The following is a 25,136-nucleotide window of genomic DNA, read 5'->3' on the forward strand; positions in this document are numbered from 1 at the left end:
GAGACACGTTCGCAGTTCTCCCATCGCTGCCGCCCCCCATCGCGCAGAAAAGCGAATACGTCAGCTCGCCGCGAAGTTGTAGGCGAACGCAGTTGTATAGACAGTCAGGGCTCCTAGCCCTGTCGTGACAACGCCGACAACCGCTTGGAGCGCGTGGTTGGTCCAGGTCAGCCAGCGCGCCGAAATTGCAAGCGGCACCGCGATCACGATCGAAAGGCAGCCCATTCCAAACATGGATCCGATGCCGAAGAGCCCGACATACAGTAGTCCGTAAATCGGATTCGCGATTTGTGACACCGCAAGCACAAGCAATGCAGCCGAACCGGCAATTCCATGCACAAGCCCTACCAGCAGCGAACGCCAGCGAAACCCGTGCAGATGCGTGTGCGCGCTTTGCTGGTGGATCAAGGTTTCATGCCGGTGGCGATGGAGGTGGGTGTGTTTTGTTCCGTCGCTATGTCCATGGTGGTGAAAGTGAACGCGATCGCGCCAAAGCTTCCAGAGCACATTGATTCCGAGGCCGATCAACATCAGGCCGACGGCGCTTTCAAGCGGTCGCGCCAGGGTTTCCGGGATTGCGTGACCCAGCAGGACGGCCAGGCCGGCGAAGACGAACAGGGCCAGCGTGTGCCCGAGCCCCCAGGTCAGCCCGTGCTTGACGATATCGCCAACGTGAGTTCGCCTGGCTGCGATGCTGGAGACCGCCGCAATATGGTCCGGTTCGAGCGCATGCTGCATCCCGAGGAGAAATCCTAACCCGATAATCCCGAACATCTGCGTCCCCTCGCTCTTCCGGCACACATAGCCCGTCGCGTTCGAGCCGGCCCACGCTCGCACAACAATGAAACTTCGCCGCAGATTGCGTCCGGCTCCTCTGGACCTAAGCGAAAGCTGCCTCGCGGGCCTTGCTCAGTTCGGCTCGCAGCCAAGCGTACCAATCGGAAAGTCCCTCGCCGCTTCTTGCTGAAACCTGAAACACCTTGATGTCCGGGTTGACGGTCCGCGCATGAGCGATCGCCTCTGAGACGTCGAAGTCCAGATGCGGCAAGAGATCGATCTTGTTCAAAATCATGATCTCTGCAGCACGGAACATGTGGGGATATTTCAGCGGCTTGTCTTCGCCCTCGGTCACCGAGAGGATGACAACCTTCGCGCGCTCTCCGAGGTCGAACATCGAAGGACACACCAGATTGCCGACATTCTCGATCATCACCACTGATCCCGCCACGGGTTGCAGCTCGCCCAACCCGCGCGCGACCATGTCCGCTTCGAGATGGCACCCCGTGCCGGTGTTGACTTGCACCGCCGGCGCTCCTGCGGCCCGAATTCGCTCGCCGTCATTGGCGGTCGCTTGATCGCCCTCCACCACGTAGATCTTTAGCTCGGCAGACAGGTCGCGAATCGTGTGCTCCAGCAGCGTCGTTTTGCCCGAACCCGGCGAGCTGACCAGATTGAGCGCGAGAATTTCCCGACCCGCAAACCATGCCCGGTTTTTGGCCGCCAGCGCATCATTCCTGGCGAGGATCCGTGTCTCCAGCTCGATCACGCTGCCCCCAGCGTGATCGTGTCGATGCTCCACGCTCTGATCATCGTGGGCTGCATGACTATGGCTGTGACGTATGCCATCGGCGTGAACATGGTCGTGGACATGATGATGCACGTGGGGGCCGTCATGGGAGTGGTGGTGATCGTGACTATGCGTGACACCATCGCCAAGTAAATGATCATGTTTGAGGTGATGCGCGTGCTCATGGCTATGATCGTCGTGGTGGGAATGGCCGCTCATATCGATTTCCTTCCCGGTCTGAAGATTTAGGACTGTGGCGCCGCGCTTATCTCCGCATCCGCAATGACCACACATCAAGCGACCTCCTCTTCCAGTTCCATGCTCTTGATGTTCAATTCTTCGCCCTGCAATCGCGTCAGCCGGTGCGAACCGCAGCTACACGCGCTGAACAGAGTCCGGGTGACGAACTCCAGTCCACAGGAATCGCAGCGGGCGCGTCCCTCAATCTTCCTGATCTCCAGCGTTGCGCCTTCCAGCTTCGTCCCCCGAGCAACCGTCTCGAAGCAAAAGGCGATCGCGTCGGGCATCACGCCGGACAATTCGCCAACATCGAGATTGACGCGGCGAACCCGACGGCCCTTGGCGGCGTCGCCAACGATCGCGATAATGTTGCGAGTAATGCCTAGCTCGTGCATGAGCAACCTCAGCAAATCCGTGGCAATTGCTCGCCGACCAGCATGTCGACGATTCGTTGTCCGCCAAATACGGTACGCATAGTCACGCGCCCTGGCTCTCCCCGATTGACCCTGCCGACGACGGCGGCCCCTGCGCCCAGCGGGTGAGCCCGCATGGCTGAGAGTGCGGCATCGGCCTGTTCGGGAGGCGTGATCACCACAATCTTCCCCTCATTTGCGAGATAAAGCGGATCAAGGCCAAGTATTTCGCAAAAGGCCTTCACCTCCTCGCGAATAGGAGTGGCGCGTTCGTCGATTTCGATCGCAACCTGGGAGGCCTCGGCGATCTCGTTGAGTACAGTCGCCAATCCACCGCGTGTCGCATCGCGCATGAATCGAACTTCGGGCGCCGCCTCTAGAAGGGTCTCGATCAGACCGTGAAGGCAAGCGCAATCGCTTTCAATCGTCGTATCAAGCGCCATGTCCCCGCGCGCGCACAAAATCGCTGCGCCGTGGTCGCCGAGCAGACCATTGACTATCACCACATCGCCTGGCCTGGCGTTGCCGACTTCGAGTTCGAGGTCTCTGCGGATCACGCCGATTCCCGTCGTCGTGATGAACAGCTTGTCGCACGCGCCACGTTGCACCACCTTGGTGTCGCCGGTGCAGATGACAACGCCGGCTGCTTGGGCGGTCGTTGCCATCGAGCGCGCAACTTGGCGCAAGAGCGCGATGCTCGTCCCCTCCTCGATGATCACTGCACACGATAAATATAGCGGCTTCGCTCCACCGACCGCGAGGTCGTTGACCGTGCCGCAAACCGCAAGTTCTCCAATGTCGCCGCCGGGGAAGAATAACGGATCAACCACAAAGGAGTCCGTCGTGAAAGCGAGCCGGTCTCCATAGCCAGCCAGTTCGGCCAGGCTGAACCGAGCCTGATCTTCGAGGGGCGCGAGCGAACGATTGTCGAAAGCCGCGACGAACACGTCGTCGATCAGATCCTTCATTGCCTTGCCTCCACCACCGTGGGCAAGCGTGACCTTATCGACACTGACTTTGCCGAGCTTGCGAGCATGAATGAACGGCGCAACGTTCATACTGCCTCCTTGTAGCTCTTCTGGCCGCCATATTGGTAATAAGCTGCACAGGCGCCCTCGGACGAGACCATCAGCGACCCGAGCGGCATCTCCGGCGTACATGCCGAGCCGAATACCTTGCACTGCCACGGCTTGATAACGCCCTTGAGCACCTCGCCGCACTGGCACGACTTCGGATCGGCGATCTTTAAGTTGGGGATCGCGAACTTTTGCTCAGCGTCGTAGCCAGCATACGTTTCGCGTAGCTTGACACCGGAGTGGTCGATCGAGCCAAGCCCGCGCCATTCGAAGAACTCACGCAGTTCGTAGACGCGTGAGACCGCTTGCAGCGCGGCTGCATTTCCGCCATCCGGAACGATGCGGGCGTACTGATTTTCGACCTCGCTGCGGCCGTCCTTGATCTGTTTCAACACCATCCAGATGGACTGAAGGATATCGAGCGGCTCAAAACCGGCCACCACCATCGGCTTTCGGTAGAACTTGGCGATGAATTCGTAGGGAGCTGTGCCGATCACCATTGAGACATGACCGGGTCCAAGGAAGCCATCGAGCTGGAGGCCCGGGCTGTCCAGGATCGCCTTGATTGTGGGAACAATGGTGATGTGATTGCAGAACACGGAAAAGTTGGTAATTCCCTCGGCCTCCGCCTGCAGGACGGTCAACGCCGTCGATGGCATCGTGGTCTCGAACCCGAGCCCGAAGAAAACGACCTCGCGATCCCTGTTCTTGCGGGCAAGCGCCAGCGCATCCATCGGCGAATAGACCATCCGGACGTCGGCACCATCGGCCTTCGCCTGCAGCAGGCTCTTCTTCGAACCCGGAACCCGCATGGCGTCGCCGAAAGTTGTAAAGATGACGCCAGGGTTCTCTGCAATCGACACGCAATCATCCACGCGTCCCATCGGCAACACGCAAACCGGGCAGCCCGGTCCATGGATCAGTTCGATCCCCTTGGGCAACATGCCCTCGAGGCCGTAGCGGAAGATTGAATGCGTGTGACCACCACAGACCTCCATGACATAAATTGGCCTGTCGGGCGGCAGCGTCATGGTTGAGACCAGCGCTTCGATTTCCCGGACCAGGAAGCCGGCCTTTTCAGAATCGCGAAATTCATCGACATATTTCATGCTGCGGCCCCCTTCGTGGTGGCTGATCCGCGATCGTCCGCCAGTAGGGTGTGCACGAGATCCCACAAGATGTGATAGGCCGCCACGTGACATTCCTGGACGCGGTGGATGGATGTCGTTGGCACCACCAGGCAGAAGTCGACCAGACCTGATGATTTCATCTTGCCGCCTTCGCCCCCGGCAAGACCGATCGTTAGAATGCCGATTTCCTTGGCCTTGGCGAACGCAGCCATCAGATTGGTAGAATTGCCGCTCGTGGAGATACCAACCAGCGCGTCGCCGGCTTTTCCCTGCGCCAGCAGCTGACGGACAAAGACGTGCTCGAAGCCGAGATCGTTGCCAACGGCGGAGATCATTGCAAGGTCCGCAACGAGATTAGTCGCGGCGAGCGCCGGCCGGCCTGCAGTGATGGGATGAACAAATTCCACGGCCACATGGGAAGCATCGCAGCTTGACCCGCCATTGCCCATCGAGAACAGCCGGCCGCCACGGCGGTAGACATGGGCCAGCGCTTTGGCGGCAGCGACCAGAACCAGCCCCTGCTCGTTGAAGAACCGCAAGTTGGTTTCGCGGGAATCGCGGGCCTTCTCATTGACAGAATGCAGGAGTGCCGCATCTAACCGCTCCGGTGACTGAGGTTGTCCGTGCAAAAATGGATAAAGTGCCGTGAGATCGCTCTCGTTGGACATGGTGAGACCCTCCTTACTGGGCCGCCGACAGCTTCATTGCCTCGATCTCGGCCTGGGCTTCGCCGAGTTCGATCAGTATTTTCAAGGTCTGGGCCGCCTCTTCCTCGTTGATCCGGCTCATCGCGAAACCGACGTGAACCAGCACCCAGTCGCCTACGCACGACTCGACCGGATGGTCGTCGTTGACGATGCAGGCGATGTTGATTTGTCGCTTGACGCCGCCAATGTCGACCGTTGCGAGGCGCTTGGTCACATCGTCGATCTTTACGATGCGTCCGGGAATGCCGAGACACATGACCTGCTTCCTTCTATTGACGGGGTTTGTTTATCAAGCAGATGCGCGGCAGCGATGGCTGCTTGCCCCAGTGCAAGTCCACCGTCATTGGCGGGAACCTGAGCATGCGAGAGCACCGAAAACTTCGCCTGTTCAAGACGGCGGCTGACTTCCTCGAAGAGAACCCTGTTCTGGAAGCAGCCGCCCGACAAGGCGACCGTCGAGAAACGCGGTTGCCTCGCATCGTCCTCGCCGCCGGCGAGCTTTCTCGTCATGGCGGCTATCGATATCGCCAAGCCCTTATGGAAGCGCGCGGCCATAACTGGCGCTGGCGTGTTCAAGATGAGATCACCGAGCACCGCGGCCCACATTGCTCGCGGCTCGATGTAAGGCAGTCCCGAACCGGGCAAATTCGGAATGGTCAAGGGATAGCCGAGCGCATCCCCCTCATTTCGCATGGTATCGGGATCGACCATGGCTTCCAATCGCGCCGCGGCCTCGCCCTCGTAAGCCTGCCGCTCGCGGCAGATATCCAGCGCGGCGGCAACGGCCTCGAATAGCCGGCCGCATGACGACGCCGGCAGCGTGTTGAGGCCGTTCTTGATCATGGCATCGAGAGTGCCGCGTGGCTTGCCTGACAAATAGTTATGAAGTTCGAGCTGGTCGAAATTCATGGAAAATTCCGGCCATTTCATCTCGGCCATCAAATGCGCGTACAGGTTTCGCCAAGGCTCGCGGGCTGCAGCAGCCCCCCCGATCATCGGGACCGGCTTGAACGTGCCAAGCCGTTGATAGCGCCGGTAGTCCGCGAGCAGGAATTCACCGCCCCATAGCGTACCGTCGCCGCCCCAACCTAGCCCGTCGAGCACAATACCGAGCACCGCGGGGGCATCCAGCGGATAATTGTTCTCGGCAAGGCAGGAGGCGACATGGGCGTGGTGATGCTGAACTTCGACAAGCGGCAGCCGATCGGCGGCGGCACGCTCATGGGCAAATTTCGAGGACAGATATTCGGGATGCAAGTCACCGGCAATGGCGGCCGGTGCGTGATTGAACAAGCGAGCATAGAGCGCGAGATTCTTCCGGTAGTCATCGAAACATCTCGCATCTTCAAGATCGCCCTGATGCTGCGACAAGATAGCGGCACCATCCTTGAGGAGGCAGAACGTCGATTTCAACTCGCCGCCCATCGCCAGCACATCTGGCACTGCCTCGAATCCCTTCGGGAGGATAATCCACTCCGGTGCGTAGCCGCGGGCCCGACGCATTAGTCGCGCGCGGTCGCCGACGACACGCACGACGGAATCGTCAATGCGGTTGGCGATTTCACGATCGTGGACCAGCGCATAGGAGGCGATCCCGTTCAGCCGTTCACGCGCGTCCGCGTCTAATACAACCTGCGGCTCGTCCGAGAGGTTGCCGCTGGTCATCACCACCGGACGGCCCAACCTTCGCAGCATGAGAAGATGCATCGGGGTCGTCGGCAGCATGAAGCCGAGCGTGACAAGACCCGGCGCAATGATGTCCGATAATTGTTCCGGTCCATTGGCATCGAGCAGCACGATCGGCCCCGAGGGACCCGTCAACAGCGCGGCCTCCTCGGCGCTTACGCTGCAATAGCGGCGAATCACCTCGAGATCGCGCGCCATCAGGGCGAACGGCTTGGCATCACGATGCTTGGTCCGGCGTAGCCTTGCTACCGCGTCGGCCTTGGTGGCGTCGCAAGCCAATTGATAGCCACCGAGACCCTTGATCGCGACAATCTCGCCGTTCTTGATCAGGCCACAGGCCGCATCGACATCATCCATCATCGAGAACTGGTCGAAGCTGAACGCGCGGCCGTCGAAACGAACCAACCTCGCCTTCGGCCCGCAGGCATGACAGGCGATGGCTTCGGCGTGGAATCGGCGATCAGCGGGATCTTCGTACTCGAGCCGGCAGGCTTGGCACATCACAAACGGCGCCATCGTGGTACTGGCGCGGTCATAAGGGATAGCGTCCACGATGCTAAGCCGCGGTCCGCAGTTGGTGCAGTTGGTGAAGGGATAGCGATAGCGGCGGCTGAACGGGCTCGTGATCTCCTCGGCACATTCGGCGCAAATTGCAGCATCAGGTGCGACCTGAGTATGTGCGCCCCCCGAAAGGCTCCCAGCAATGATGAATTGCGCCGGCAGATCGCGTCGGCCGGGCCCTCGCTCAATCGTGTCGATACGAGCCAGTGCTGGCGGCTCAGCCTGGATCCGCGAAATGAGAGCGCCTATGCTGCGCTCGCTGCCAAAGACCCGGATCAGTACGCCATCCGCGTCGTTGCGAACGTCGCCTGGCAGACCTAGCTCGCGCGCGAAACGCCAGACGGCCGGCCGAAACCCGACGCCCTGCACCCGGCCACGCACCCGAATTTCCGCTGCGACGTCGCGGTCTGATTGCGCGATGCTGCTGCGGTCGCTCACGAAGCGGCCTCCCAAAGGAGTACGCGATTGTTGCCAGCGTCGGAAACGACCAGCAGATCATCGCACGCTGAAGCAGCGTAGGGCCAGCACAGGCTGTCCCGGCTGGCACAACGCCACCGATTGTCCCCTTTGGCCGAGAACAAGAGCTGCCCAGCAAGCGCTATGGCAGGTGAATCCATTGATAGCCCATCTAGTTCGAATCCAAGCAGCCGCGAATTGGCGGTATCAGTCACAATCAGCATTTCGCCTTGCACGGTGAGCCCATAGGGCATGTTCATCGCGCTGGATGTTGGGTAATAGGAGGCGCGGTTGTGATCGACGTTCGTCAAATCGCACTGGCCGAGAACGAAGTCGCAGGCTTGTCCGATGGAACGCGGAAACGTTCGCCAAGCCATGACGCGATTATTGCCAGCGTCAGACACGAATAACATTCCGCGGTAAGCCGCAATGCCGTGGGGCCAGCGCATGCCGATCGCCCCGCTGGCCTGCCCTGCATTGTCGTCGCGGGTCACAAAGTCGAGCTGCCCCAAGACCAGATCGGCCGGCGTGCCGTTCGATGCCGGAATACGATCCCAAACCAGGACACGGCGATTACCCGTGTCGCAGACGATCAATTTCCCGTCCACGATCGCCACCCCGTAACACCAGTTCAAGGTGTCCGCGCTGGGCGCGTCTGCGCCGCGATTGGCAAGCTCACCGGAAAAATCTGCCTGCCCAAGCACCACATCGGCAGGCTGGTTGGACCTTTCGGGGTAGCTATGCCAGATCAGAATGCGATGGTTCCATGCATCGGCTACAGCAAGGATGCCATTAGACGCCGCGATACCTGTCGGCATGTTGAGCGTCGCCGGCCCCACATCGCCCTTGGCGTTGCGTCCTTCCCGCGAAAAGTCCGGTTGACCAATCACCAAATCCGCCGGCGTCTGATCGGCCATTGGCCGAGATCGCCAGATCAGCAGCCGATGATGGCCCGTGTCACAGACAAACAGCGGCCCGTCCGGGCTGGCAAGGCATGCTCCACGCGGACCGAATAGCGTGGCCGGGCCTGGCACGATTGATTGCGCCAGGCCATTCGGCAGCGCCTCGCCCCCAAGGACAGCGCGTGCGCCATCATGAGCCAAGAGCGGTCGCGCGACGTGGTTATCTCCGGCCCGGGCAAGAGCTTTGTGCAATCGGCGCGGGGGAAAGGAAACCTGCATGGCTACACCGCAATCCTGACCTCGACCCGAGCGCCGATCACACGAACAGCATGGGATTGGAGCGCCACCTCCGGTGCGGTGAGGCATTCGCCGCTTGAAAGGTCATACTGAAAGCCATGATGCGGACAGGTGATAATGCCGTTTTCCACCTCGCCGTCGTGGATCGGAAAGCCGAGATGGGCACAAGCATTCTGGAAGCAAGTGACACTCGCGCCGGAGCGCGACAACAATACTTTCTCGCCGCCGATAATGGTCGCGCGAACCGCACCTTCGGGAATGTCGGCCAACAGTCCAGCCGAAAGCCAGTCCCCTTTTGCGTCCAGTGCAAAGGGGCTGACAAAACGAACGCCGCCGTCAGCGGAGCTGCTCAGTCCTTTGACCTGTACAATCTCCGCAATCTCTGGACATGCCTCCTGAACTGCCTTCTTCACGCCGGCGTGGAACGTCAATGCGGATGCCGGACAGCCGTCGCACGCCCCAATGAAACGCACCTCCACCTTGGGTGGGTCCACCTTGACGAGCTCCACGTTGCCGCCATGCGAACCCAACATGGGGCGGACGCTCTCAAGCGCCGCTTCGACCCGTTCGTTCAGACTAGGTCTGACGATCTGATGCCGGCGCAAAACCGCGTAGACGACTTCGTCGGCGACCGCATTCTTCATCGCCGCAAGGGCGGCAGGATCAGTCTTGAGCGCACGGATCAACCGCCGCAACGCTTCGCCCTCGAGCGCCTCGATGGCGAGTTTGTAAGCGCCGACCGCCGCCTGCTGGGTATGGTCCCATGTCGCAAATATGGCCTCCAGTCGCTCGATGTCGCCGACCAGGCCGGCAAGATCGTCGCGCGTCGTCGAGGTCATATCGGCGTTCATGTCGTTCTCACATGCGGATTCGCGGCAGCATCAGCGATAGCGAAGGTTCCGAAATAGATAGGGCTGCAACCCGCCGCCAACGAACGCTGCGATGGGTGCCGCCATCCACAACGGGGCACCCAGCTTTGCGATCAAGACCAACAAGGATGCAGTCACAAGCACGCCGACAAAAATCATGAGGAACGCTTTGCGCGGTTCGGCAAACAACTTCCCGCGGAAGAACAGGACGATCGAATTCTGAGCCATTGCCCACATGATGGTTGCTCCTCAGCTGGCAATCGTAAGAACAACCAGACCCAAAACGACGCCGGCAACGCCAGCCAGGGGCCCATAGAACCCGCCCAGCAGCGCGGCCAGTTCGTTTCCCAGCGCCTTGCCGCCGACGAGTACGCCTCCGATGACGCCACCGCCGATCGAGGCAACGATGCCCAGGATAAATGAAACAACCAACATTTCTGGAGAAGACGGTAGGGTCATAGATCGGAAGCTCCGGTTTCGTTTGATTGACGATTGCTTGGATGAGAGCGCACGGCCTGGCCATCGGCCGAATTCGAGGCCAGCAACTCGCGCTGAATCTGGTCGATCGCTTCGGCAACAACCTTGCCCTTCTCCAGATCGCCATGCGCCATGAAGATCTCCCGCGCTTCGCCGTAATAGGCGCGCGCTTGTAAAAGGTTGGATCGATTGCCACTGTCTGGATCGCTGGGATCGTCGGGCAAATTCCAAAGACAGTTGGCTTTATTGCAAATCGTGTTCGCGTATTCCAGAGGGGTCGTCTCGCGCGTACGCACCTTCAACGCTTCGTCGTAGGCTTCAAGTGCGCGTATGTTGTTCGCGATAGTGTGACTCGAGGACACATACTGCAGAGCGTTACCGAGATTGTTTTGCAGCATCGCATATTCGGTCGGATTGTCGATCAGCGTGATGACTTTGAGACCCTCTTCGAAAGCCTGCACCGCAAGCGCTTCACGCATCTTTCCGCGTTCGTCTGTCATTGGGATCGAGAGAAACGCCGTGGCGAGGTTATTCTGCAGGATCACGAACTCCTGCGGAAACTCAGATCGCGTGAAGGTCCGCAGCGCACGTTGGTAGGCGGAAATGGCGTCTGTGATGCGAGCCCTGTTTGCGCCCGCAAGGTTCTGCAATACCAGGCCGAAATTCATCTCTGCTTCGGCAAGCTCCTCAGGCCTGCCGAGCTCGGTCATAGTCCGGATTGCCTGCTCAAACACCGAGCGCGCCTGCTCAAGCGCCGCTGTACCTTCCTCCGGTATCGCTTGTAGCGCAGTGCCTTTACGCGCCAGAATTCGGGCAGACAGGAGCCGCATGTCCTCAGGACAAATCGCCAGCGCCTTGTCATAGAGAGCAACCGCGGCATGAAGCTGATCCGGCGATTTGGGCTGCCGCTGCAGACCCATCGCAATCTCCATCAGCATCTCAGCCCGCTCGGCGGGGCTTGCCTCGGCGTCATCAGCAGCCGCAAGGGCCGCGCGCACTTCATCGCCGAGAAGTCCTGTAATCACTGCTTCCTCCGACCAGCGCATTTTTGGTGCACGCTTGGCACGGGAACTAGTCTAGCAGCATGAAATCTGAACTGTCTACCTATTATGCGTTATGCAAACTTAGTTTGCACTAAAGGCCGCAGCGGCGATCAGGGCTCCACATTCTTGCGACCATGCGACGGACAGTTGCGATGCAACGGATTCATCGATCCCCTGCTCGCGAAGGAAATCTGGCGCATGCACCACTCGATCGCCTCGGCTGTTGCGAACTTTGAGGAGATAGCCCCCGGCGGCGGCGTGACGGACTGGCATGATCCAGAGATCATCCGCGCGGCGTAACAGGATGACCGCCTCCAGGCCTGCAAAATAGCGGTCATAAGCTTCGTGGCTCAGATAAAGCGCTCCGCGCGCCACGGTGACAGAAGAGACGGCGCTCACGAGGATCGCTCTGGGTCAAGGCGCGCCTCGATCAGCGCCGCAATGCGATCGGTCACTTTCGCCACAGCGGCTGATACGGCCGCAGACAGGCCGATCCCCAGTTCGACCGTCTCCGCCTCGATCAAAAGCACGACGACATCCAAGGGAAAGTCGTCGCGGAAGATTTTCCGGCCTGCGAATAGCGCGTGATCCCATCGGAAATCGTGGAGGTTAAGCGATGGCTCGTAGCGCTGCTCCAACTCGCTTCCTGGCACTTCGAAAACCGCCCCTGCCGGAGACCCCGAACGGCACGCATCCACAACAATCAGTGTCCTGCACCCTCGCGCGGCAAACATAGTCGCCATCCCGTCAGTTCCTGCAGCCAGCAGACGGACGTTTGGCGAGCCCGCTCCAACACCGCGCGCCTGCATCAGGCGCAGGACTTCAAGACCCGCACCGTCATCGAGCCGATTTGGATTTCCACATCCTATGACCACGATCATACGAAGGCCGATGCGCTATTCGTCACCATGGGATCGGTACGTGGGGACGATGTTTCATCGTGCCATGATGCGCCGGTAATGACGCGGCGTACAGTGTCAGTGGCGTTGTCGACCGCGCAGCATTGACCCTAGATGCGCCAAAGACGACAGGACCATTGCGGCTCAACCGGCACATTGAGCTCGGGCAGCTCGCAATATCGGCGGTGGACCTTGTAATACATGCACGTTTCACACAGTTGCTCGAGACCCTCGTGTTCGACCGGTTCGAGGGTAAATCCTCCGAGCACGAGCTTCGTCTTCAGCTCGTGACCGCCGATTTTAAGCCGGGAAACGATCGCTTGAACGTCTTCCTGAGAGTCGGCCCGGGGTAGCACCTCGGTTTTGAGGCCACCCGCCAGAAGAACGCGAATCTGGTCCCGGATCTTTCCGTCGCACATGGCGTGTTCTCCTGAGGTTCGCTCTCGCGGCTGTCAGTCGAAATGTCAGATTCGCCACAATCGGCACCACCACTCTGGCTCGACGGGGACCGCGAGTTCGGGCAGGTCGCACCATCTTCGATGCACCAAATAGTACATGCACTCCAGGCATCGCTGGTTATCCGGACCGTACGGATGGTTTACGAAGCCGCCGACCACGAGCTTGCCTTTAAGATCCTGCGGATCGAGTCGGCGAAGCTGGAGTAAAATATCGCCAAACTCCTTGTCGGTTTCCGGAAAGGGCTCAACTTCCGTTTTGAGCCCTTTCTCGAGCAGGTCGGCGATCGCCTTCAGCACAACCTCTTTGTCGGACGCCATGCGCGACCGCCTTTCGCTCTAAAGATTAAGTATATGACGTTGCTACTGGCAATTTAAGCACCAGCGCCACGATACCCACAGCGTGCCTGATGAGCGAACGTCAGGCCGTTCGGAAGCGCGCCAATTCCTCGCCTGTCTTTGCATCATGTGCGTGGACGGTGCAAACCAGGCACGAATCGTACGAGCGGCAAACGTGCCCGACCTCGACCGGGTCGTGAGGGTCCCTGATCGGAGAACCGATCAGAGCCTGCTCCATTGGGCCGCGAACGCCGTCGGCGGACCTAGGACCAACATTCCAGGTTGTCGGCGCAATGATCTGGTAGTTCTTGATCTTGCCATCCTTGACCTCGATCCAGTGGCAGAGCGCGCCACGAATCGCCTCGGTAGCTCCCCAGCCGCGTCCGTCCCGTTCCGTGGGCTTGATATACCAGGGATCATTGAGCCGGAATTCACGCAAGGCGCGTTCGGCCTGGCGATAAAGCTTTACGCCTTCATGCATGCGGGCGAAGTGCCGCAACATGACGTTCGCTCCCCCGAGCTTCCTGTACATGTCGAGCACCAGTGGATCGAAGTGCTGCCAGCCTTCCCCATGCGTGCCGCCGGCGATGAGCTGACGGGACAGCGGTCCGGCCTCGAGGCGCCCTGACTCGTCGTGGCGCACAGCTGTCGACCAGGAATATTGGCCGTCCATATTGATGGTGTTCTTCTGCGTAGGCACGGTCTTGCGATCGAACGGATGCACCCCGCCCGGCTCATCGTACCAGGAACGCATCGTATCTTCGCGCGTGTGCTTTTGATCCATCAGCTTGAAGCTGTCGGCGTTGCCGTCGTAAACACCGCTCTTCATGATCAAAGCCGCGTTACGCCCATCGATCGTCGGCTTTTGATATTTGTCTTCATGCGGCAAGTAGCCCCACGAGACGAACTTTTCGTGCCCCTTGCCGAACTTGTCCATCCCACAGTCAACGCTCATCCGCCAGAACATTCCTAGGTCGGAATTTGCGTGCTCCGGCTTCTCGTCGAGCCAGGCCATGAAGTCGTCATAAGATCTGATCTCTTCGTAGCGCTCCAATGAACAACCGAGCCAGATTTTCTCCATCCAGTCACGGCGGAAATATTCCAAGATCGACCACGCCCTCGTGACGTCGGTCAGGGTCGGTGCGCACATCACGCCGCCGGGCACCATGTAGCTTGAGTGCGGCCACTGGCCGCCCAAAAGCGCGTAAATTTCCACTGGCTTGCCAGAGATCGTGACGCCGATTTCGTAGTTGCTTCCGGTAAACGGAGCCCAACGTTTGACGGCTTCCTCGTAGTATTTCGATTTCGAGTAGTTCTTGTGCGTGTAGTCGATCATGAACAGACCGTAGTGGTGGCGCGGCAGGCTCTGAAGGCTTTCGACAAGCTGACCGAGATTCCGTGCCAGAATCGCATTGCGGGGCACTTCAGTTTGCCACGCAGTATCGAGCGCCCAGGCCGCGCACGTCAGATGCGAAGCGCCGCAAATTCCACAGGCCCGAGGTGTGACCACAAGGCCTGCCTGGGGGTCCTTGTCACGCAAGATGACCTCGAAGCCACGGAACAATTCCGCCTGGGTCCAGGCGTCGACGACGACTCCATCCTGAATGTTGACGCGAACATCAAGGTCGCCTTCGACGCGCCCGACGGGAGAAATATCAAGTGTTTGAACGGCTGAGGGCATAGGAATGCATCCTGAATTTACGAGGTGAAATGTCTTGGCGGTTGTTGGGTGAGTTCGTAGCTCAAACGACGAAGATGTCTTCCTCGGCCCAGGCGGGAGAGGCCGCCTTGGCTGCCGCCGTGAGCTTGATGTACCCAGCCTTGTCGACGCCGAGCGGCATGTCCTTTGGAACACCCATCATCGTTTGCGTCTTGAAAACCGTGCCCGGCATCAAATCGAAGAATGGGAATTCCGGCTCCGTGCACCCCATACAAGGCATGCCTGCCCGCGTCTTTGACGATTGGCGATTCCACAGGATCCGATTGCAAGGCGAGTGTGTCATCGGACCGCGACATCCGAGGTCATAGAACAGGCAGCCCTTGCGCTGCCCGTACTCGGTAGCAGATACCTTGTAGGCGAAGTGCATGTTGCGGGTGCAGCCCGTTTGCGTGAAACTCGTAAAAAACGTTTTCGGACGTTGGAATTCGTCCAGCGTCAGGTCGCCGCCGCGTCCCGTAGCGACCGCAACAACGATTTGGGTTATCCAATCGGGATGCGCGGGGCAGCCAGGAACATTGATGACGGGCAGCCCGGCCTTGGATTTATAAGCCGGCCCGAGAAATCCGCCGTGCTTGCGCTTCAGGAATTGCAGCCCTTCGCTCTCTGACGGGTTCGGCGCCGTTGCCGGAATCCCGCCCCAAGTCGCGCAGTCACCGATTGCGACGGTATAGCCCGCCACCTTCGCAAGATCGGCGACCCAATCCTTCATCGGACGGCCCGCAAACCGATTCCATTCGCCTGTGCCGTTCGGTGCGTTGACCACCGAGCCTTCGAAGACGAAAATATCCAGTGGCATGGCACCAGACACAAGCGCATTCAGCATTTTTTTGAGGTTCTCACCGAGCTCCATGCCGAGCGAGGGGTGCCAGAGAACATTGATGCCAAAATCAGTGACCAGGTCGCAGGCGCTCGGCTCCTCCGCATTGAGGAACGACATCGTATTTCCCGAGCATGCGCCGCCTTGGAGCCAAAGTAGATTAGCCATCAATTTCCTCCGCTATGTTCTATCGCCAACCAAAACGGCGCTTGAACTATAGTACAGCAAGTCCTGTGCCGGGTTGGACGCGCCTGAAAAGACCTATTAAAGACAGACGCTTAGTGCGAAGTCGTCCAAGACGCTGAGGTGTTTCCTCATGCGCGTTCGCTGCAAAGCAAGTTGGCTATGCAAAGTTAGTTTTCAAATTTGATGATCAATGCAGCGCGGTCATGCACGCCAAGGCCCGTGCTCAGGGGATAATCCCCGAGCGCTACCAGGAAGAACGCTATTGCAAGTGTCACAAGGTGCGTGGCTGGGCTGAAGGCCCTTGGCCGCTCGCACTGATGCGTATCAACTCGCCGGATGTTTTCGGGGCCGCGAAGGCGGGAGCAAACCGGCAGTATTGGTGCATAGCGTGTTGCGATTATCCATGACGGTTGCCGCATGCCGGGCAAGTGACTTCCAGCAAGTATCCATACCAAATGCCGCGACACCGGCTGCACCAGTGGCCGGTGGCCTGACGCTCAGGCAAGCCAAGAGCTCTTGAAAGCTGGCTAGTGCCGAGCTCCCTAAACGGTTCGGAGCTTCCCGCGGGGTTCACGCGTGATTGCGGGAAACGGACGATTTGCGCTGAAGCATCGCTATTGATCGCATCCTTCCCGTCTGGCATCGCAAACTCTCACTTAGCTTCGTCGAGACCGTAACGTTTGATCTTGTTGGCCAGGCCAACGCGCGAGAGACCAAGTTCGTTCGCGGCCCGGCTCTGGTTCCAGCGATGGCGATCCAGCGCTTCGTTCAGAACCTGCTTTTCCAAACTCTCGACCTTATCCTTCAAGGTGGTTCCTAGCGGCACAAATGCAAGCGCTGCGTTTAATCGCGGACGTGGTGGCGCCGCAAGAATCGACGGTGACATATACTTTGTGGTCAAATACTCACCATCTTCCGCCAAGGAGACCATCCTGCGGATTTCATTTTCGAGCTCTCGAACGTTGCCCGGGAAGTCGAACGCTGCCAGCTTCTCGAGGGTCCCAGCGGAAATACCTAGAATTTTGCGCCCCATCGCGTCGGCATGTTTGGCAGCAAAAAACTCGGCAAGAGCCGGAATATCGACAGGGCGGTCACGAAGTGGAGGCACCTCGAGCTCAAACCCCTTGAGACGAAAATACAGGTCCTGCCGATATTTTCCGGCGGCAACGAGCGTCCGCAGCGGCCGATTCGAAGCTGCGATGATGCGAACGTTGCAGGTCTGGGTCTTATCCGAACCGAGTGGCTTGACTTCGCCCTCTTGAAGAAACCTTAGCAGGCTCACCTGAAAGGATGGCGATACCTCCGATATCTCATCTAAGAACACCGTTCCGCCGTCACCGGCCCGAAACAAACCCAGGCGGTCGGAGATGGCGCCAGTGAACGCACCGCGCTTGTGGCCAAATAATTCCGAATGAAGCAGCTCATCGGACACCCCGCCGCAATTCTGGACCATCAATGGGCTCGTCTTGCGGGGCGAATTGTAGTGGATTGCGCGCGCCAGCAATTCCTTGCCCGTGCCGGTCTCACCTTGAATTAGAATAGGCAATTCCGTTCGCGCAGCTTTACGTGCCAGATCGCAAAGTTCGCTGAGCTTTTCGCTAACATAGACCAGCTTTTCGAAGCGCTGGCTCTCGGCATGCAATGAAGCGCCATTCCGTTGCTGAACGCCTAGGGAATCGCCACGAATCTTGAATTCGCGCGACAGCATCCGATGACGGCGTGAAAGCTCGCGCGACTCCAGACCGCGCTCCACGACCAAGCCGATTTGCTTTGCATCCAAAGGCTTGCGCACAAATTGATAAATCGCAGCCGGTGAAATCGCCTGTTGGCTCAACTCCGTTTTTGCCTCAAGCGCGAGGACCCGGACGACGTCTGGGTGGCTGACCCGCAAGTTGACAAGGAATGTCAAACCATCGCCGCTTGGTCCGTGTTCTGCCAGAACCAAGTCAATGTGAGCGTCCGACAACGCGCTCGTTGCTTCCTCCGCCGAGCGGACGACCAGGACGCGATAGCCATACTCCTCCGATAGGACCTCTTCCGTCGCGGACCATTGCGGACTAGCGCGGGCGACGATGAGCACCGTTCCTTGGGTTTCCATGCAATCCTTCTTGCCTATTTGGAAACTTTCTTAGCAATAATCTCGGGAACCTTCAACGGTCCACTCCCGCGAACGCCAGCTGCCCAGTCCAGAAAGACCGCGCCCCAGCTGGAGCAGCTGACATCTCGAGGCAAGCAAATCGTTGCCGCGAGTGGGCTCGCACGCGATGTAAACCTGAGCCCCTGTGCGTCCATCCGATCAGATCGAATGGCGGCATCTGTGGACGAGGCGTGGCCCTGAATCCTCCATGACGGAATGATTCGAACTGGACAAGCTGGAAGGGGCGAAGGTTGACAGCCCAGCGAGGACTGTTAGCTCAGCTTGAGGCGCTCCACGCAGGAGATTTGGAGTCCAATATATCTGAGCAGCTCACCCGCGCGTCGCTGATGCTTGCTGGCGGCAAAGCCGATGCCGCTTAAACTCCGGGCGGGCAGATTATCGGAGCTTCGACGCAGCCAGTATTCCGATCAGCCAATCAGGCGAAATGATTTCGGCCTGCAATCGTGGGCAGGCCGTGAGCGATCATCCTTCGTCATTGGCGTGTTTTCGACGGATCTTTCGAACGATCGACCAAATCGTCAACGCGGCAATCGGAACGAATCCCGCGATCATGTAGTTCGGTTCAATCGATACGCGTCCGCTGTCATGAGCAGCTTTGACAAAGTACCCAAAAAGGCCAACGACATAGTAAGTTATGGCGGCAACAGATAGCCCCTCCACTGTTGCTTGAAGCCGCAATTGCAATCGCGTTCGTGCGTTCATCGATTGCAGCAACTCCTGGTTTTGTTGCTCGAGCTCGACATCGACACGCGTTCGGAGGAGGTCCGCAGCCCGCGAAAGTTTGACGGAGAGAGTGGCCTGCCGCGCATCGAGAGTGGCGCATGTACGCATTGCGGGAGCCATTCGGCGGTCCAGGAAGGACGACCACGTCGGGAAGCCGCCTAGCTTCCTCTCGCCAATTGTCTGGAGCCGCTGCTGGACTAATTCCTCGTAAGCGCGACTTGCCCCAAAGCGAAAACCGCTGGCAGCCGCGCCCGATTCGACCTCCGCGGCCAGCTCCGTCAATTCATTCAACAATCGCCTGTTGCTTGCAAGGTCATTCGACCTGCGCATCTCGTCCATGACCTCCGCAAGTCGTTTTTCGACAAGGCCGACACTGGGCGAGAGCCGGCGAGCTTCAGGCAGTCCGAGAAGAGCGAAGGTCCGATAGGTCTCGACTTCAATGATTCGCTGTACCAGTGCTCCCGCGCGCTCCCGGTCGAGCCCACGGTCGATAACGAGAATGCGAATAAACCCGCAGGAATCGGGCTGAAAATCGGTTGCATAGAACGCTTTCCCGTCTGAATTCTCAGCCATCACCAGACTTGCGCGCTCGAACGGAAGCTGCGGTATGGCTGCTGCTGCCTGCCCCGGAAGCAGATGCAAATCGAGAGCAACCAAGAGCGGGCCCGGTTGCGGAACGCGAGTCATTGCAGCTGCAAGAGAGGTCGGTCTCGCATTGAATGGCGCGACGTCAGTCTCAGATGGAGTTTCCCAGGTATAAGTTGCGAACTCTGAATGCTGCTCCCACCGCAAAGCGAGCGCGCCGAGTTGAATGCGATGGTATCGTTCTTCCGGCGACGGTATGGCCAAGCCATGTGTACTACAGAGCTCGGCAAGATTGTTGCGGTCGGCCTCCGCCCGGGCTCCCGACGTGTCGAAGGCAAAGTGAAGAACTCGGCTGGGGACGGCAATCGGCGTGAATGGACGTGCGTGCAACTCGCTCAAAACCTGCGAACGCAACTGATGCGTCGCCAGCAGATCCGACTCACTATCACCAACTGAAACGACATTGTTCATCTGCAATTTGCGCAATCATCTTCGAAAATGGCGGCTCTGACAATGCAGAACGCAGCAGAGCCCGCGTACGTGAGCAAACAGCCACGTTGGAACATCCTGCATCCAAATTCAAGATAACCATTTACGGTGTAGGTCAAGGTCTATGCAGTGGAAAGGCGGAATCAAAGAAATGGGTTAACGGCCAAGCGTTGTGAAAGCCCGCCTCTCAACGAAACCCGCGCGCTGCTCGCTGCGATTTGCTTTCGGACGGCGCTGAGCTCGCACCGCCGAAGCGCATTTCTGAGTCGTTCCGGCAACTGGGGCCGCTCCATTGTGCCCCAAAGCAGCGTGTAAAGCGCACGTTGCGGACCGGCAGGAGCTGCTACGCGGCCTCGCTTTGGCCACCCTCGACCACGGTAAACCGGGCGCGCCGATCCGCCGGTGACGCCGGTTGCTCGGTCTGTCCGCCAGCTTCCTCTACGTCTGATAGTGATGGATCTACCCGGACAGTCTCCGGCGCGGTCGCTTCCCCCGTCGATTCGATCCCCCCCACGATGGCTCTGGCGCTCTCTTCCATCATCTCAAGCGCAATCGCGCCCTTCGCGGTCAACCGCCAGCCGAACGAATATCGCTGCACGAAGCCGAGCGAGAAGATGTCCAGCGAAGGAAACGCGGCACCAAGGCGCTTGCTATACTCCGCCCAATCCGAGCCGCTGGTCGCGAGAAATGCGAGGTCGCGCTTGATGTCCGAAAGCCTACCCAACCCGTTCGGGTAGCTGGCAAGCACCTTCATTATGGACGCTTGAAAATTCACAACCGCAACCCACACCAAAACAACAACGCCATTCTGTCAGCGATGCACTGCTCAAAGCAACCACTTCCAAGTCGCTGTGCGGCTAATCCGGCTGTTTTTTAGCTATCGGGTCTGGGTTTGCCCTGAATTCCCGGCGCCCGAAGGTCGAAGAGCGGCTTGTCCATTCTCGTGAGCACCCGTCCCAAGGACAACCATTCCTCAGGTCAAACAGGCCTACCGCTGGTCAAGCGTCGCATCGTGCCTAATGGCGATCGCACTCCGAATGATCGACTATCGATCTCGATTTCGATTTGTTGATCAGGCGTTCCGCGGGATCGGCACACGCTTTTCACTGAATGCCGCGGCTCGGTTTGCGGCTTCCTTCGAGGAAATCAGCTTCGCAGCACATCATTTGATGACCGGCGTTGCTCGCGCGCGCGGCGTCGGCAGCGGCCGTCGACAGTGCAAGACTGGCGCGCGAGGAAAAGGGGTCTGAGGAGTCGCCTCTGCTATTGGAGGTGCCGAGATGACGCGGCCGACCGCCATGCTCGGTAATCGGAAGTGGGCCTTTGAATCTCCTGCTTGCGGCGACCGAAACCGGTAGCAATCCGGCAATCCCAGCGTCGCGTCACCTCCCCACCACCGGATCTCGCTAGCGGCCCAGGAAAGAGATCGCGGAGCTGAGGACACGCGGGCGTTTATTGCCGGATTTGTTCAGCAGCTCACGTGCCGCGGATGCGACGACGGGATGGACACCGGCCTCACCGAGATGCGCCGTTGGCAGCATCGCGCCCAGCGTTGACCATCGGCCGCTTGGGATCGGACAGGAACGCTAGAGGCCGGCGAGGGCACGCTAATCGAATGTAAGGGATGCAGGTGTTGCAGCTTCTGCACGTGCGACGTCGCGCATGAAAGCAACAGCCAGTCCGTAGCCTACGAGGCCAATCAGGATCGACCCTACAGCGAGGGACGTGACCCCGCTGGTTTCGACGAGGATGCCGCCGAGAAAGGCGCCGATGGCGATTCCTGCGAAGGTGGTCGAGCTGTTCATTGCCAGAACTAGCTCCGACCTGCCCCCGGCCAGAGCGAGAAGTCGGTGCTGGATCGGAACGAGATACATATAGCTCACGTTCCCCCAAAAGAATGCGATGAGCACGGTCAAGGCACCATGGTGTCCGAATGAAATCAAACCTACGAGAAGCATTAGTTGTGCGCCGACCGCCGCAATGAGGACGTTGTAGGGGCCGAAACGATCGGTCAGAAAGCCGCACGCTACGTTTCCCATCGCAGCTCCGAAACCATACGCAAAGAGCGCGGCTGAGAGCAGCGGCACTCCTGTAAGCAGAGAACCGGTGATGAAGACGCTCACATAGGAGTAAACGACGAACTCGGAGGCGACCACGAATAGCGTAACCGAAAGAATCCCGAAGATAACCTTTGGGAAGTCTTTCGAGGCCGGGGGGTTTCTGCGCTCCTGCGCCATGGTCGAGACGTCAGACATCATCGGGGCGAACATCAGCAATGCGAGCAGCCCCGCAATGATGACGAAACCGAAGGCGAAACGCCAGCCGATGGCATCGGCGATCCAGCTGGTCGCCGGAACACCCGCAACTTGTGAAACGGTCATGCCACCAAAGACAAGGGACAATGCCAACCCTTTGCGAGCGGGCGGCAGGAGCTCGGTTGCCATCGCGGTGGCCCGCCGGGGCGAACATCGCTGCGCCGTAGGCCGAAATGATTCGAGCTGCAGCAAGGCTTAAGAAGTCTGGAGCGATTGCGCAGACAACGTTTCCGACGATGAAGATTGACAGGGATAGGATCTGGACGTTGCGGCGGCTTACGGCCCTGAACATCGAGGCATTCAGCGGCGCGAAAACGGCGTAGCAGAGTGCGTAGATCGAGATGACCCATCCGGCCGCGCCGGTTGAAATATTGAGGTCACGAGAAATCACTTCGAGAGCCCCGATGATGACAAACGTATCTAGGCCAATCGCGAACGCAGCGATGGTCAGAGCGGCAAGGATCAGTTTTGTTCGCCGATCAGGAGGGGATAACCTCATGACTCTGCGGTTCGGTTTATTGTTGATGTGTTCAAAGCAACCGGTCCTGCAACTCGGGATGGTGGCTGGCGAGGATCGTGCACGAATAGCGGGGACGATGGGCATAAAGCAGCCATACCGCAACCACCTCGCCAATCTCCGGTGTGATCTCAAGCTCGTCGGGATATTCCAGCACCATCTGCTGTAAGCCCCCGCATCATACACGGCATTCAAGTACTTTTTTCTCTACAATCGGCTTAGTTGTTTCGAAAATCGGCTTGATCGATGCTTTAGGGTCAATATCCCCCACACTTGGCGCTGCATTGGAGAACATAGCTGTTTCCGCGATGTGATCTCCGCCGCAGTGACGAGTTCGTCAACGAGAAAGACGTCTTGCAGCTCGGTCCCGTGGAAGCCGAGATATTCTCACTGCCGATATGATTGACAGCTTTTCGCCGGGCCTGGCGTGTAGATGCGGACCATCACGGACGATCTCTCCTGGTCTATGATCCTGGGTTCGAGTTCTCAGGCCTCTATGTGACAAATTATGTCTTCCGTGAATCCCTCCGCAGGCCGGCTCCGCCCGAAGCTCGACATGTTCGAGAGTTGGGTGCGCTCGAACCACCCGCCTCCTGTTCAACAGAGAGGGCCGTTCCGATCCCGCTCTGGCGAGAGGGATCCAACTTAGTTCCCAATGAGCTCTTTGTTCACCGCAAAATGCTCCAGCTCCTGCCGCAACTCGTCAAATGTTCTCCGGCGCATCGCCGCTGTGCTGTTTACCAAAGCGATCATCAATATAGCGCCTGAGTGCCGCAGCCGCATTCAGCATATGGGCGCGCATCCGTCGCGCTGCCGTTTCGCCGTCGCCTTCCGCAATCACCTGCATGATGGCCTCATGCTCGTCTCGGGAACGGCGAATGCGATCGCCCTGGCGCAATTGCGTGCGGCGGAAAGCGCTGAGCCGCGAACGGACATCCTGCGCCTGCTCGGCGAGAAATGCGTTGTGCGTCGCGCGATAGATGCCTTCGTGGAATTGCCGGTTGAAGTCGTCATAGGCGTCCACGTCATTTGCCTCGACCATCTTCAGCGAGCCCTCGTGGAGTTCGATCAGATCGCTGCGCTCAAGGGGGTCATGCGATAGGTCGCGAGCCTGACGCACATCGCCTCCACCTCGGCGCTGGTCTCGAACATGTCCATGATGCGCTCGGGCGTCATCCGGGCAACCAGAAGCCCGCGACGCCCGCGCATTTCGACGAGGCCACTCACGACGAGCTGCCGAAGCGCCTCCCGCACCGGGGTGCGGGAGGCGCCGAAGCGATCGGCTAATTGCTGCTCTTCCAGGGAGGAACCTGCGACGAGCGCGCCGGATGCGATCTCGTCGGTGAGCGCGTTCCGGATGCGATCGGAGAGCAGTCCCCCATCGTCTTCCCCTTCGGCTGCAACCTTGAACAAACCCGCCATTCACCCTCCGACGATCGCGCGCACCGCGAAATATAGGATTGACGGCGCGACCAGACATCCCAATCCGGTGTGAAATGTCGCCGTCAGCGCTCCGTAAGGCACCAGACGCCGGTCGGTCGCCGCAAGCCCTCCGGAAACGCCGCTGACGGTTCCCATCAAGCCGCCAAAGACCATTGCGCTTCGCGGGTTGTTGAGGCCGATCATCTTCGCGACGAACGGCGTGCCGATCATCACGATCACTGCCTTGAATACACCGGTCGCGATTGAGAGCGCAATAACTGGCGATGACGCGCCGATCGCCGCGCCGGTCACCGGTCCCACAATGTAGGTGACCGCGCCAGCGCCGATCGTGGTCAACGATTCGGCGTCAGTGTAGCCAAACGCGGCGGCGACGAGAACGCCGAGGAGAAACGGAACGACGGTGCCCAATCCGAGCGCGACCGCACCGATCAGCCCGGCCTTGCGCGCATGAACGACGTCGACTTCGAAGGCCGTGGCGACGATGGCAAAATCCCGCAGCATCGCGCCTGTACGGCACTCGTCGGCAGCGCGCATCAAACCCACGAAGAATGCTTCCAGTTCGATGCTCGCGACTTCGAGCGCAGGGCGTTCCGCGATGTGAAGGAAATGATCCTCCCCTACACCACGATCGGCGCCGCCGCAAGTTGGAGATGGTCGACGGTGCCGAAGATGCTGGGAGCTGAGACGGCTTGCTTTTCGAGCGAACTAGCGGCGAATTCGCAGAAGCACCGGGCGCGCACTCCATTCACTACGGTCGCCTTTGGCGGCGCCGAGCTCAATCGGACCGGCCCACGTCCACACTGAGTCCGTTCAGGGACAAAACGGCGATGAGTCCGGCGCTGAGCGGCTTGAACTTTGCGCACCCAGCCCTTCATCGCTAAATCCATGTCCGACCCACATCCAGATGCTAAGGTTTGCGCTGCGTCGGCGGAACAAGGGTCGCGGAGTGCCCGACGCTTAAATCCCGGACCTGCACCGTCTCAAATCGCTGGGTTGGGCCCACGGCCTGAACAGGTGAATCGGTCGGCCGATCCGTGGATTATGACGAGAAGATAGGTTTATCGAT

At 59.2% G+C, this 25,136-nt stretch carries 25 protein-coding genes and 3 pseudogenes; 1 reads left to right on the plus strand and 27 read right to left on the minus strand.

The genetic code is table 11. From position 1 onward, the window contains the following. Positions 1–60 precede the first annotated feature (60 nt). The 22 genes from AC0L2J_RS15785 to AC0L2J_RS15890 form a co-directional block, all read right to left on the minus strand. On the minus strand, positions 61–774 hold the full coding sequence (locus AC0L2J_RS15785) for a HoxN/HupN/NixA family nickel/cobalt transporter (protein WP_473391700.1): 714 nt from the start codon (positions 772–774) through the stop codon (positions 61–63). 106 nt (positions 775–880) lie between these two features. Next, positions 881–1,861, minus strand: a complete 981-nt coding sequence (hypB, locus tag AC0L2J_RS15790) for a hydrogenase nickel incorporation protein HypB (protein ID WP_473391872.1) — start codon at positions 1,859–1,861, stop codon at positions 881–883. Continuing rightward, a complete protein-coding gene (locus AC0L2J_RS15795) occupies positions 1,861–2,202 on the minus strand; it encodes a hydrogenase maturation nickel metallochaperone HypA/HybF (RefSeq protein ID WP_473391703.1) in 342 nt (113 codons plus the stop codon). Before AC0L2J_RS15795 ends, hypB begins: the two co-directional genes overlap by 1 nt. Before the next feature lie 8 nt (positions 2,203–2,210). After that, positions 2,211–3,278 carry a hydrogenase expression/formation protein HypE gene (gene hypE, locus AC0L2J_RS15800; RefSeq protein WP_473391706.1) on the minus strand — a complete coding sequence of 356 codons (1,068 nt, stop codon included), beginning with the start codon at positions 3,276–3,278 and terminating at the stop codon, positions 2,211–2,213. Beyond that, positions 3,275–4,405, minus strand: a complete 1,131-nt coding sequence (gene hypD, locus AC0L2J_RS15805; RefSeq protein ID WP_473391710.1) for a hydrogenase formation protein HypD — start codon at positions 4,403–4,405, stop codon at positions 3,275–3,277. Before hypD ends, hypE begins: the two co-directional genes overlap by 4 nt. Continuing rightward, positions 4,402–5,094: a D-sedoheptulose-7-phosphate isomerase gene (locus AC0L2J_RS15810; RefSeq protein ID WP_473391714.1), complete on the minus strand. Its 693-nt coding sequence runs from the start codon at positions 5,092–5,094 to the stop codon at positions 4,402–4,404. The genes hypD and AC0L2J_RS15810 overlap by 4 nt, the downstream gene beginning before the upstream one ends. Before the next feature lie 13 nt (positions 5,095–5,107). Further along, positions 5,108–5,389: a HypC/HybG/HupF family hydrogenase formation chaperone gene (locus AC0L2J_RS15815; RefSeq protein WP_473391717.1), complete on the minus strand. Its 282-nt coding sequence runs from the start codon at positions 5,387–5,389 to the stop codon at positions 5,108–5,110. Then, positions 5,359–7,818 carry a carbamoyltransferase HypF gene (hypF, locus tag AC0L2J_RS15820; protein WP_473391720.1) on the minus strand — a complete coding sequence of 820 codons (2,460 nt, stop codon included), beginning with the start codon at positions 7,816–7,818 and terminating at the stop codon, positions 5,359–5,361. The genes AC0L2J_RS15815 and hypF overlap by 31 nt, the downstream gene beginning before the upstream one ends. Beyond that, the gene (locus AC0L2J_RS15825; RefSeq protein ID WP_473391723.1) at positions 7,815–8,753 is read right to left on the minus strand and encodes an NHL repeat-containing protein; all 939 of its coding nucleotides are present in this window, start codon (positions 8,751–8,753) and stop codon (positions 7,815–7,817) included. The genes hypF and AC0L2J_RS15825 overlap by 4 nt, the downstream gene beginning before the upstream one ends. Positions 8,754–9,019: 266 nt before the next feature. Beyond that, on the minus strand, positions 9,020–9,886 hold the full coding sequence (locus AC0L2J_RS15830) for a NifU family protein (protein ID WP_473391727.1): 867 nt from the start codon (positions 9,884–9,886) through the stop codon (positions 9,020–9,022). A 30-nt stretch (positions 9,887–9,916) separates the two neighbouring features. Next, on the minus strand, positions 9,917–10,141 hold the full coding sequence (locus AC0L2J_RS15835) for a hypothetical protein (RefSeq protein WP_409190244.1): 225 nt from the start codon (positions 10,139–10,141) through the stop codon (positions 9,917–9,919). 12 nt (positions 10,142–10,153) lie between these two features. Beyond that, positions 10,154–10,363, minus strand: coding sequence for a hypothetical protein (locus tag AC0L2J_RS15840; protein WP_473391732.1), 210 nt, complete (start codon positions 10,361–10,363; stop codon positions 10,154–10,156). Further along, entirely contained in the window at positions 10,360–11,406 is a 1,047-nt protein-coding gene (locus AC0L2J_RS15845; protein ID WP_473391736.1) for a hypothetical protein, read from the minus strand. Before AC0L2J_RS15845 ends, AC0L2J_RS15840 begins: the two co-directional genes overlap by 4 nt. 99 nt (positions 11,407–11,505) lie before the next feature. Then, positions 11,506–11,823: a hypothetical protein gene (locus tag AC0L2J_RS15850; RefSeq protein WP_473391740.1), complete on the minus strand. Its 318-nt coding sequence runs from the start codon at positions 11,821–11,823 to the stop codon at positions 11,506–11,508. Then, positions 11,820–12,305: a hydrogenase maturation protease gene (locus AC0L2J_RS15855; RefSeq protein WP_473391743.1), complete on the minus strand. Its 486-nt coding sequence runs from the start codon at positions 12,303–12,305 to the stop codon at positions 11,820–11,822. The genes AC0L2J_RS15850 and AC0L2J_RS15855 overlap by 4 nt, the downstream gene beginning before the upstream one ends. Before the next feature lie 128 nt (positions 12,306–12,433). After that, a complete protein-coding gene (locus AC0L2J_RS15860) occupies positions 12,434–12,742 on the minus strand; it encodes a hypothetical protein (protein ID WP_473391746.1) in 309 nt (102 codons plus the stop codon). A 45-nt stretch (positions 12,743–12,787) separates the two neighbouring features. Beyond that, entirely contained in the window at positions 12,788–13,099 is a 312-nt protein-coding gene (locus AC0L2J_RS15865) for a hypothetical protein (protein ID WP_409190250.1), read from the minus strand. A 100-nt stretch (positions 13,100–13,199) separates the two neighbouring features. Next, on the minus strand, positions 13,200–14,798 hold the full coding sequence (locus AC0L2J_RS15870) for a nickel-dependent hydrogenase large subunit (protein WP_473391751.1): 1,599 nt from the start codon (positions 14,796–14,798) through the stop codon (positions 13,200–13,202). A gap of 61 nt (positions 14,799–14,859) precedes the next feature. Further along, a complete protein-coding gene (locus AC0L2J_RS15875) occupies positions 14,860–15,822 on the minus strand; it encodes an NADH-quinone oxidoreductase subunit B family protein (protein ID WP_085395748.1) in 963 nt (320 codons plus the stop codon). A 670-nt stretch (positions 15,823–16,492) separates the two neighbouring features. Further along, positions 16,493–17,938 (minus strand): sigma-54 dependent transcriptional regulator, encoded by a 1,446-nt coding sequence (locus AC0L2J_RS15880; RefSeq protein ID WP_473391754.1) that lies wholly within the window; start codon positions 17,936–17,938, stop codon positions 16,493–16,495. Between the two features lie 522 nt (positions 17,939–18,460). Further along, positions 18,461–19,777, minus strand: coding sequence for a DUF3422 family protein (locus AC0L2J_RS15885; protein WP_473391758.1), 1,317 nt, complete (start codon positions 19,775–19,777; stop codon positions 18,461–18,463). A gap of 361 nt (positions 19,778–20,138) precedes the next feature. Beyond that, the gene (locus tag AC0L2J_RS15890) at positions 20,139–20,549 is read right to left on the minus strand and encodes a hypothetical protein (RefSeq protein WP_409190255.1); all 411 of its coding nucleotides are present in this window, start codon (positions 20,547–20,549) and stop codon (positions 20,139–20,141) included. A 283-nt stretch (positions 20,550–20,832) separates the two neighbouring features. Here AC0L2J_RS15890 and AC0L2J_RS15895 point away from each other — a divergent pair, with 283 nt between their 5' ends. Continuing rightward, positions 20,833–21,045 (plus strand): hypothetical protein, encoded by a 213-nt coding sequence (locus tag AC0L2J_RS15895; RefSeq protein ID WP_473391765.1) that lies wholly within the window; start codon positions 20,833–20,835, stop codon positions 21,043–21,045. Between the two features lie 357 nt (positions 21,046–21,402). Here AC0L2J_RS15895 and AC0L2J_RS15900 read toward each other — a convergent pair whose 3' ends face one another. The 5 genes and pseudogenes from AC0L2J_RS15900 to madM form a co-directional block, all read right to left on the minus strand. Then, positions 21,403–22,239, minus strand: a complete 837-nt coding sequence (locus AC0L2J_RS15900; protein ID WP_473391768.1) for an MFS transporter — start codon at positions 22,237–22,239, stop codon at positions 21,403–21,405. A gap of 64 nt (positions 22,240–22,303) precedes the next feature. Next, a pseudogene (locus tag AC0L2J_RS15905) lies at positions 22,304–22,609 on the minus strand (MFS transporter); the annotation flags it as partial. A gap of 31 nt (positions 22,610–22,640) precedes the next feature. Next, a complete protein-coding gene (locus AC0L2J_RS15910) occupies positions 22,641–22,787 on the minus strand; it encodes a hypothetical protein (protein ID WP_409190258.1) in 147 nt (48 codons plus the stop codon). Positions 22,788–23,330: 543 nt separating this feature from the next. Next, positions 23,331–24,049, minus strand: a pseudogene (locus AC0L2J_RS15915) (GntR family transcriptional regulator). Then, a pseudogene (gene madM / locus AC0L2J_RS15920) lies at positions 24,050–24,577 on the minus strand (malonate transporter subunit MadM); the annotation flags it as partial. Between the last annotated feature and the right edge of the window lie 559 nt (positions 24,578–25,136).

It is taken from the genome of Bradyrhizobium sp. MV1.5 (assembly GCF_055807615.1).

Excerpts from the sequence above, each read along its gene's own strand:
- hypB (WP_473391872.1), bottom strand. The coding sequence starts at position 1,861 with ATGTGTGGTCATTGCGGATGCGGAGATAAGCGCGGCGCCACAGTCCTA.
- AC0L2J_RS15900 (WP_473391768.1), bottom strand. The coding sequence starts at position 22,239 with ATGGCAACCGAGCTCCTGCCGCCCGCTCGCAAAGGGTTGGCATTGTCC.
- AC0L2J_RS15865 (WP_409190250.1), bottom strand. The coding sequence starts at position 13,099 with ATGGCGTCCGACAAAGAGGTTGTGCTGAAGGCGATCGCCGACCTGCTC.
- AC0L2J_RS15910 (WP_409190258.1), bottom strand. The coding sequence starts at position 22,787 with ATGGTGCTGGAATATCCCGACGAGCTTGAGATCACACCGGAGATTGGC.
- AC0L2J_RS15855 (WP_473391743.1), bottom strand. The coding sequence starts at position 12,305 with ATGATCGTGGTCATAGGATGTGGAAATCCAAATCGGCTCGATGACGGT.
- AC0L2J_RS15885 (WP_473391758.1), bottom strand. The coding sequence starts at position 19,777 with ATGAACAATGTCGTTTCAGTTGGTGATAGTGAGTCGGATCTGCTGGCG.
- hypD (WP_473391710.1), bottom strand. The coding sequence starts at position 4,405 with ATGAAATATGTCGATGAATTTCGCGATTCTGAAAAGGCCGGCTTCCTG.
- AC0L2J_RS15815 (WP_473391717.1), bottom strand. The coding sequence starts at position 5,389 with ATGTGTCTCGGCATTCCCGGACGCATCGTAAAGATCGACGATGTGACC.
- hypE (WP_473391706.1), bottom strand. The coding sequence starts at position 3,278 with ATGAACGTTGCGCCGTTCATTCATGCTCGCAAGCTCGGCAAAGTCAGT.
- AC0L2J_RS15895 (WP_473391765.1), top strand. The coding sequence starts at position 20,833 with ATGATCGACTATCGATCTCGATTTCGATTTGTTGATCAGGCGTTCCGC.
- AC0L2J_RS15825 (WP_473391723.1), bottom strand. The coding sequence starts at position 8,753 with ATGGCCGATCAGACGCCGGCGGATTTGGTGATTGGTCAACCGGACTTT.
- AC0L2J_RS15860 (WP_473391746.1), bottom strand. The coding sequence starts at position 12,742 with ATGTGCGACGGAAAGATCCGGGACCAGATTCGCGTTCTTCTGGCGGGT.
- AC0L2J_RS15840 (WP_473391732.1), bottom strand. The coding sequence starts at position 10,363 with ATGACCCTACCGTCTTCTCCAGAAATGTTGGTTGTTTCATTTATCCTG.
- AC0L2J_RS15875 (WP_085395748.1), bottom strand. The coding sequence starts at position 15,822 with ATGGCTAATCTACTTTGGCTCCAAGGCGGCGCATGCTCGGGAAATACG.
- AC0L2J_RS15880 (WP_473391754.1), bottom strand. The coding sequence starts at position 17,938 with ATGGAAACCCAAGGAACGGTGCTCATCGTCGCCCGCGCTAGTCCGCAA.
- AC0L2J_RS15810 (WP_473391714.1), bottom strand. The coding sequence starts at position 5,094 with ATGTCCAACGAGAGCGATCTCACGGCACTTTATCCATTTTTGCACGGA.
- AC0L2J_RS15870 (WP_473391751.1), bottom strand. The coding sequence starts at position 14,798 with ATGCCCTCAGCCGTTCAAACACTTGATATTTCTCCCGTCGGGCGCGTC.
- AC0L2J_RS15835 (WP_409190244.1), bottom strand. The coding sequence starts at position 10,141 with ATGTGGGCAATGGCTCAGAATTCGATCGTCCTGTTCTTCCGCGGGAAG.
- AC0L2J_RS15785 (WP_473391700.1), bottom strand. The coding sequence starts at position 774 with ATGTTCGGGATTATCGGGTTAGGATTTCTCCTCGGGATGCAGCATGCG.
- AC0L2J_RS15830 (WP_473391727.1), bottom strand. The coding sequence starts at position 9,886 with ATGAACGCCGATATGACCTCGACGACGCGCGACGATCTTGCCGGCCTG.
- AC0L2J_RS15795 (WP_473391703.1), bottom strand. The coding sequence starts at position 2,202 with ATGCACGAGCTAGGCATTACTCGCAACATTATCGCGATCGTTGGCGAC.
- AC0L2J_RS15890 (WP_409190255.1), bottom strand. The coding sequence starts at position 20,549 with ATGAAGGTGCTTGCCAGCTACCCGAACGGGTTGGGTAGGCTTTCGGAC.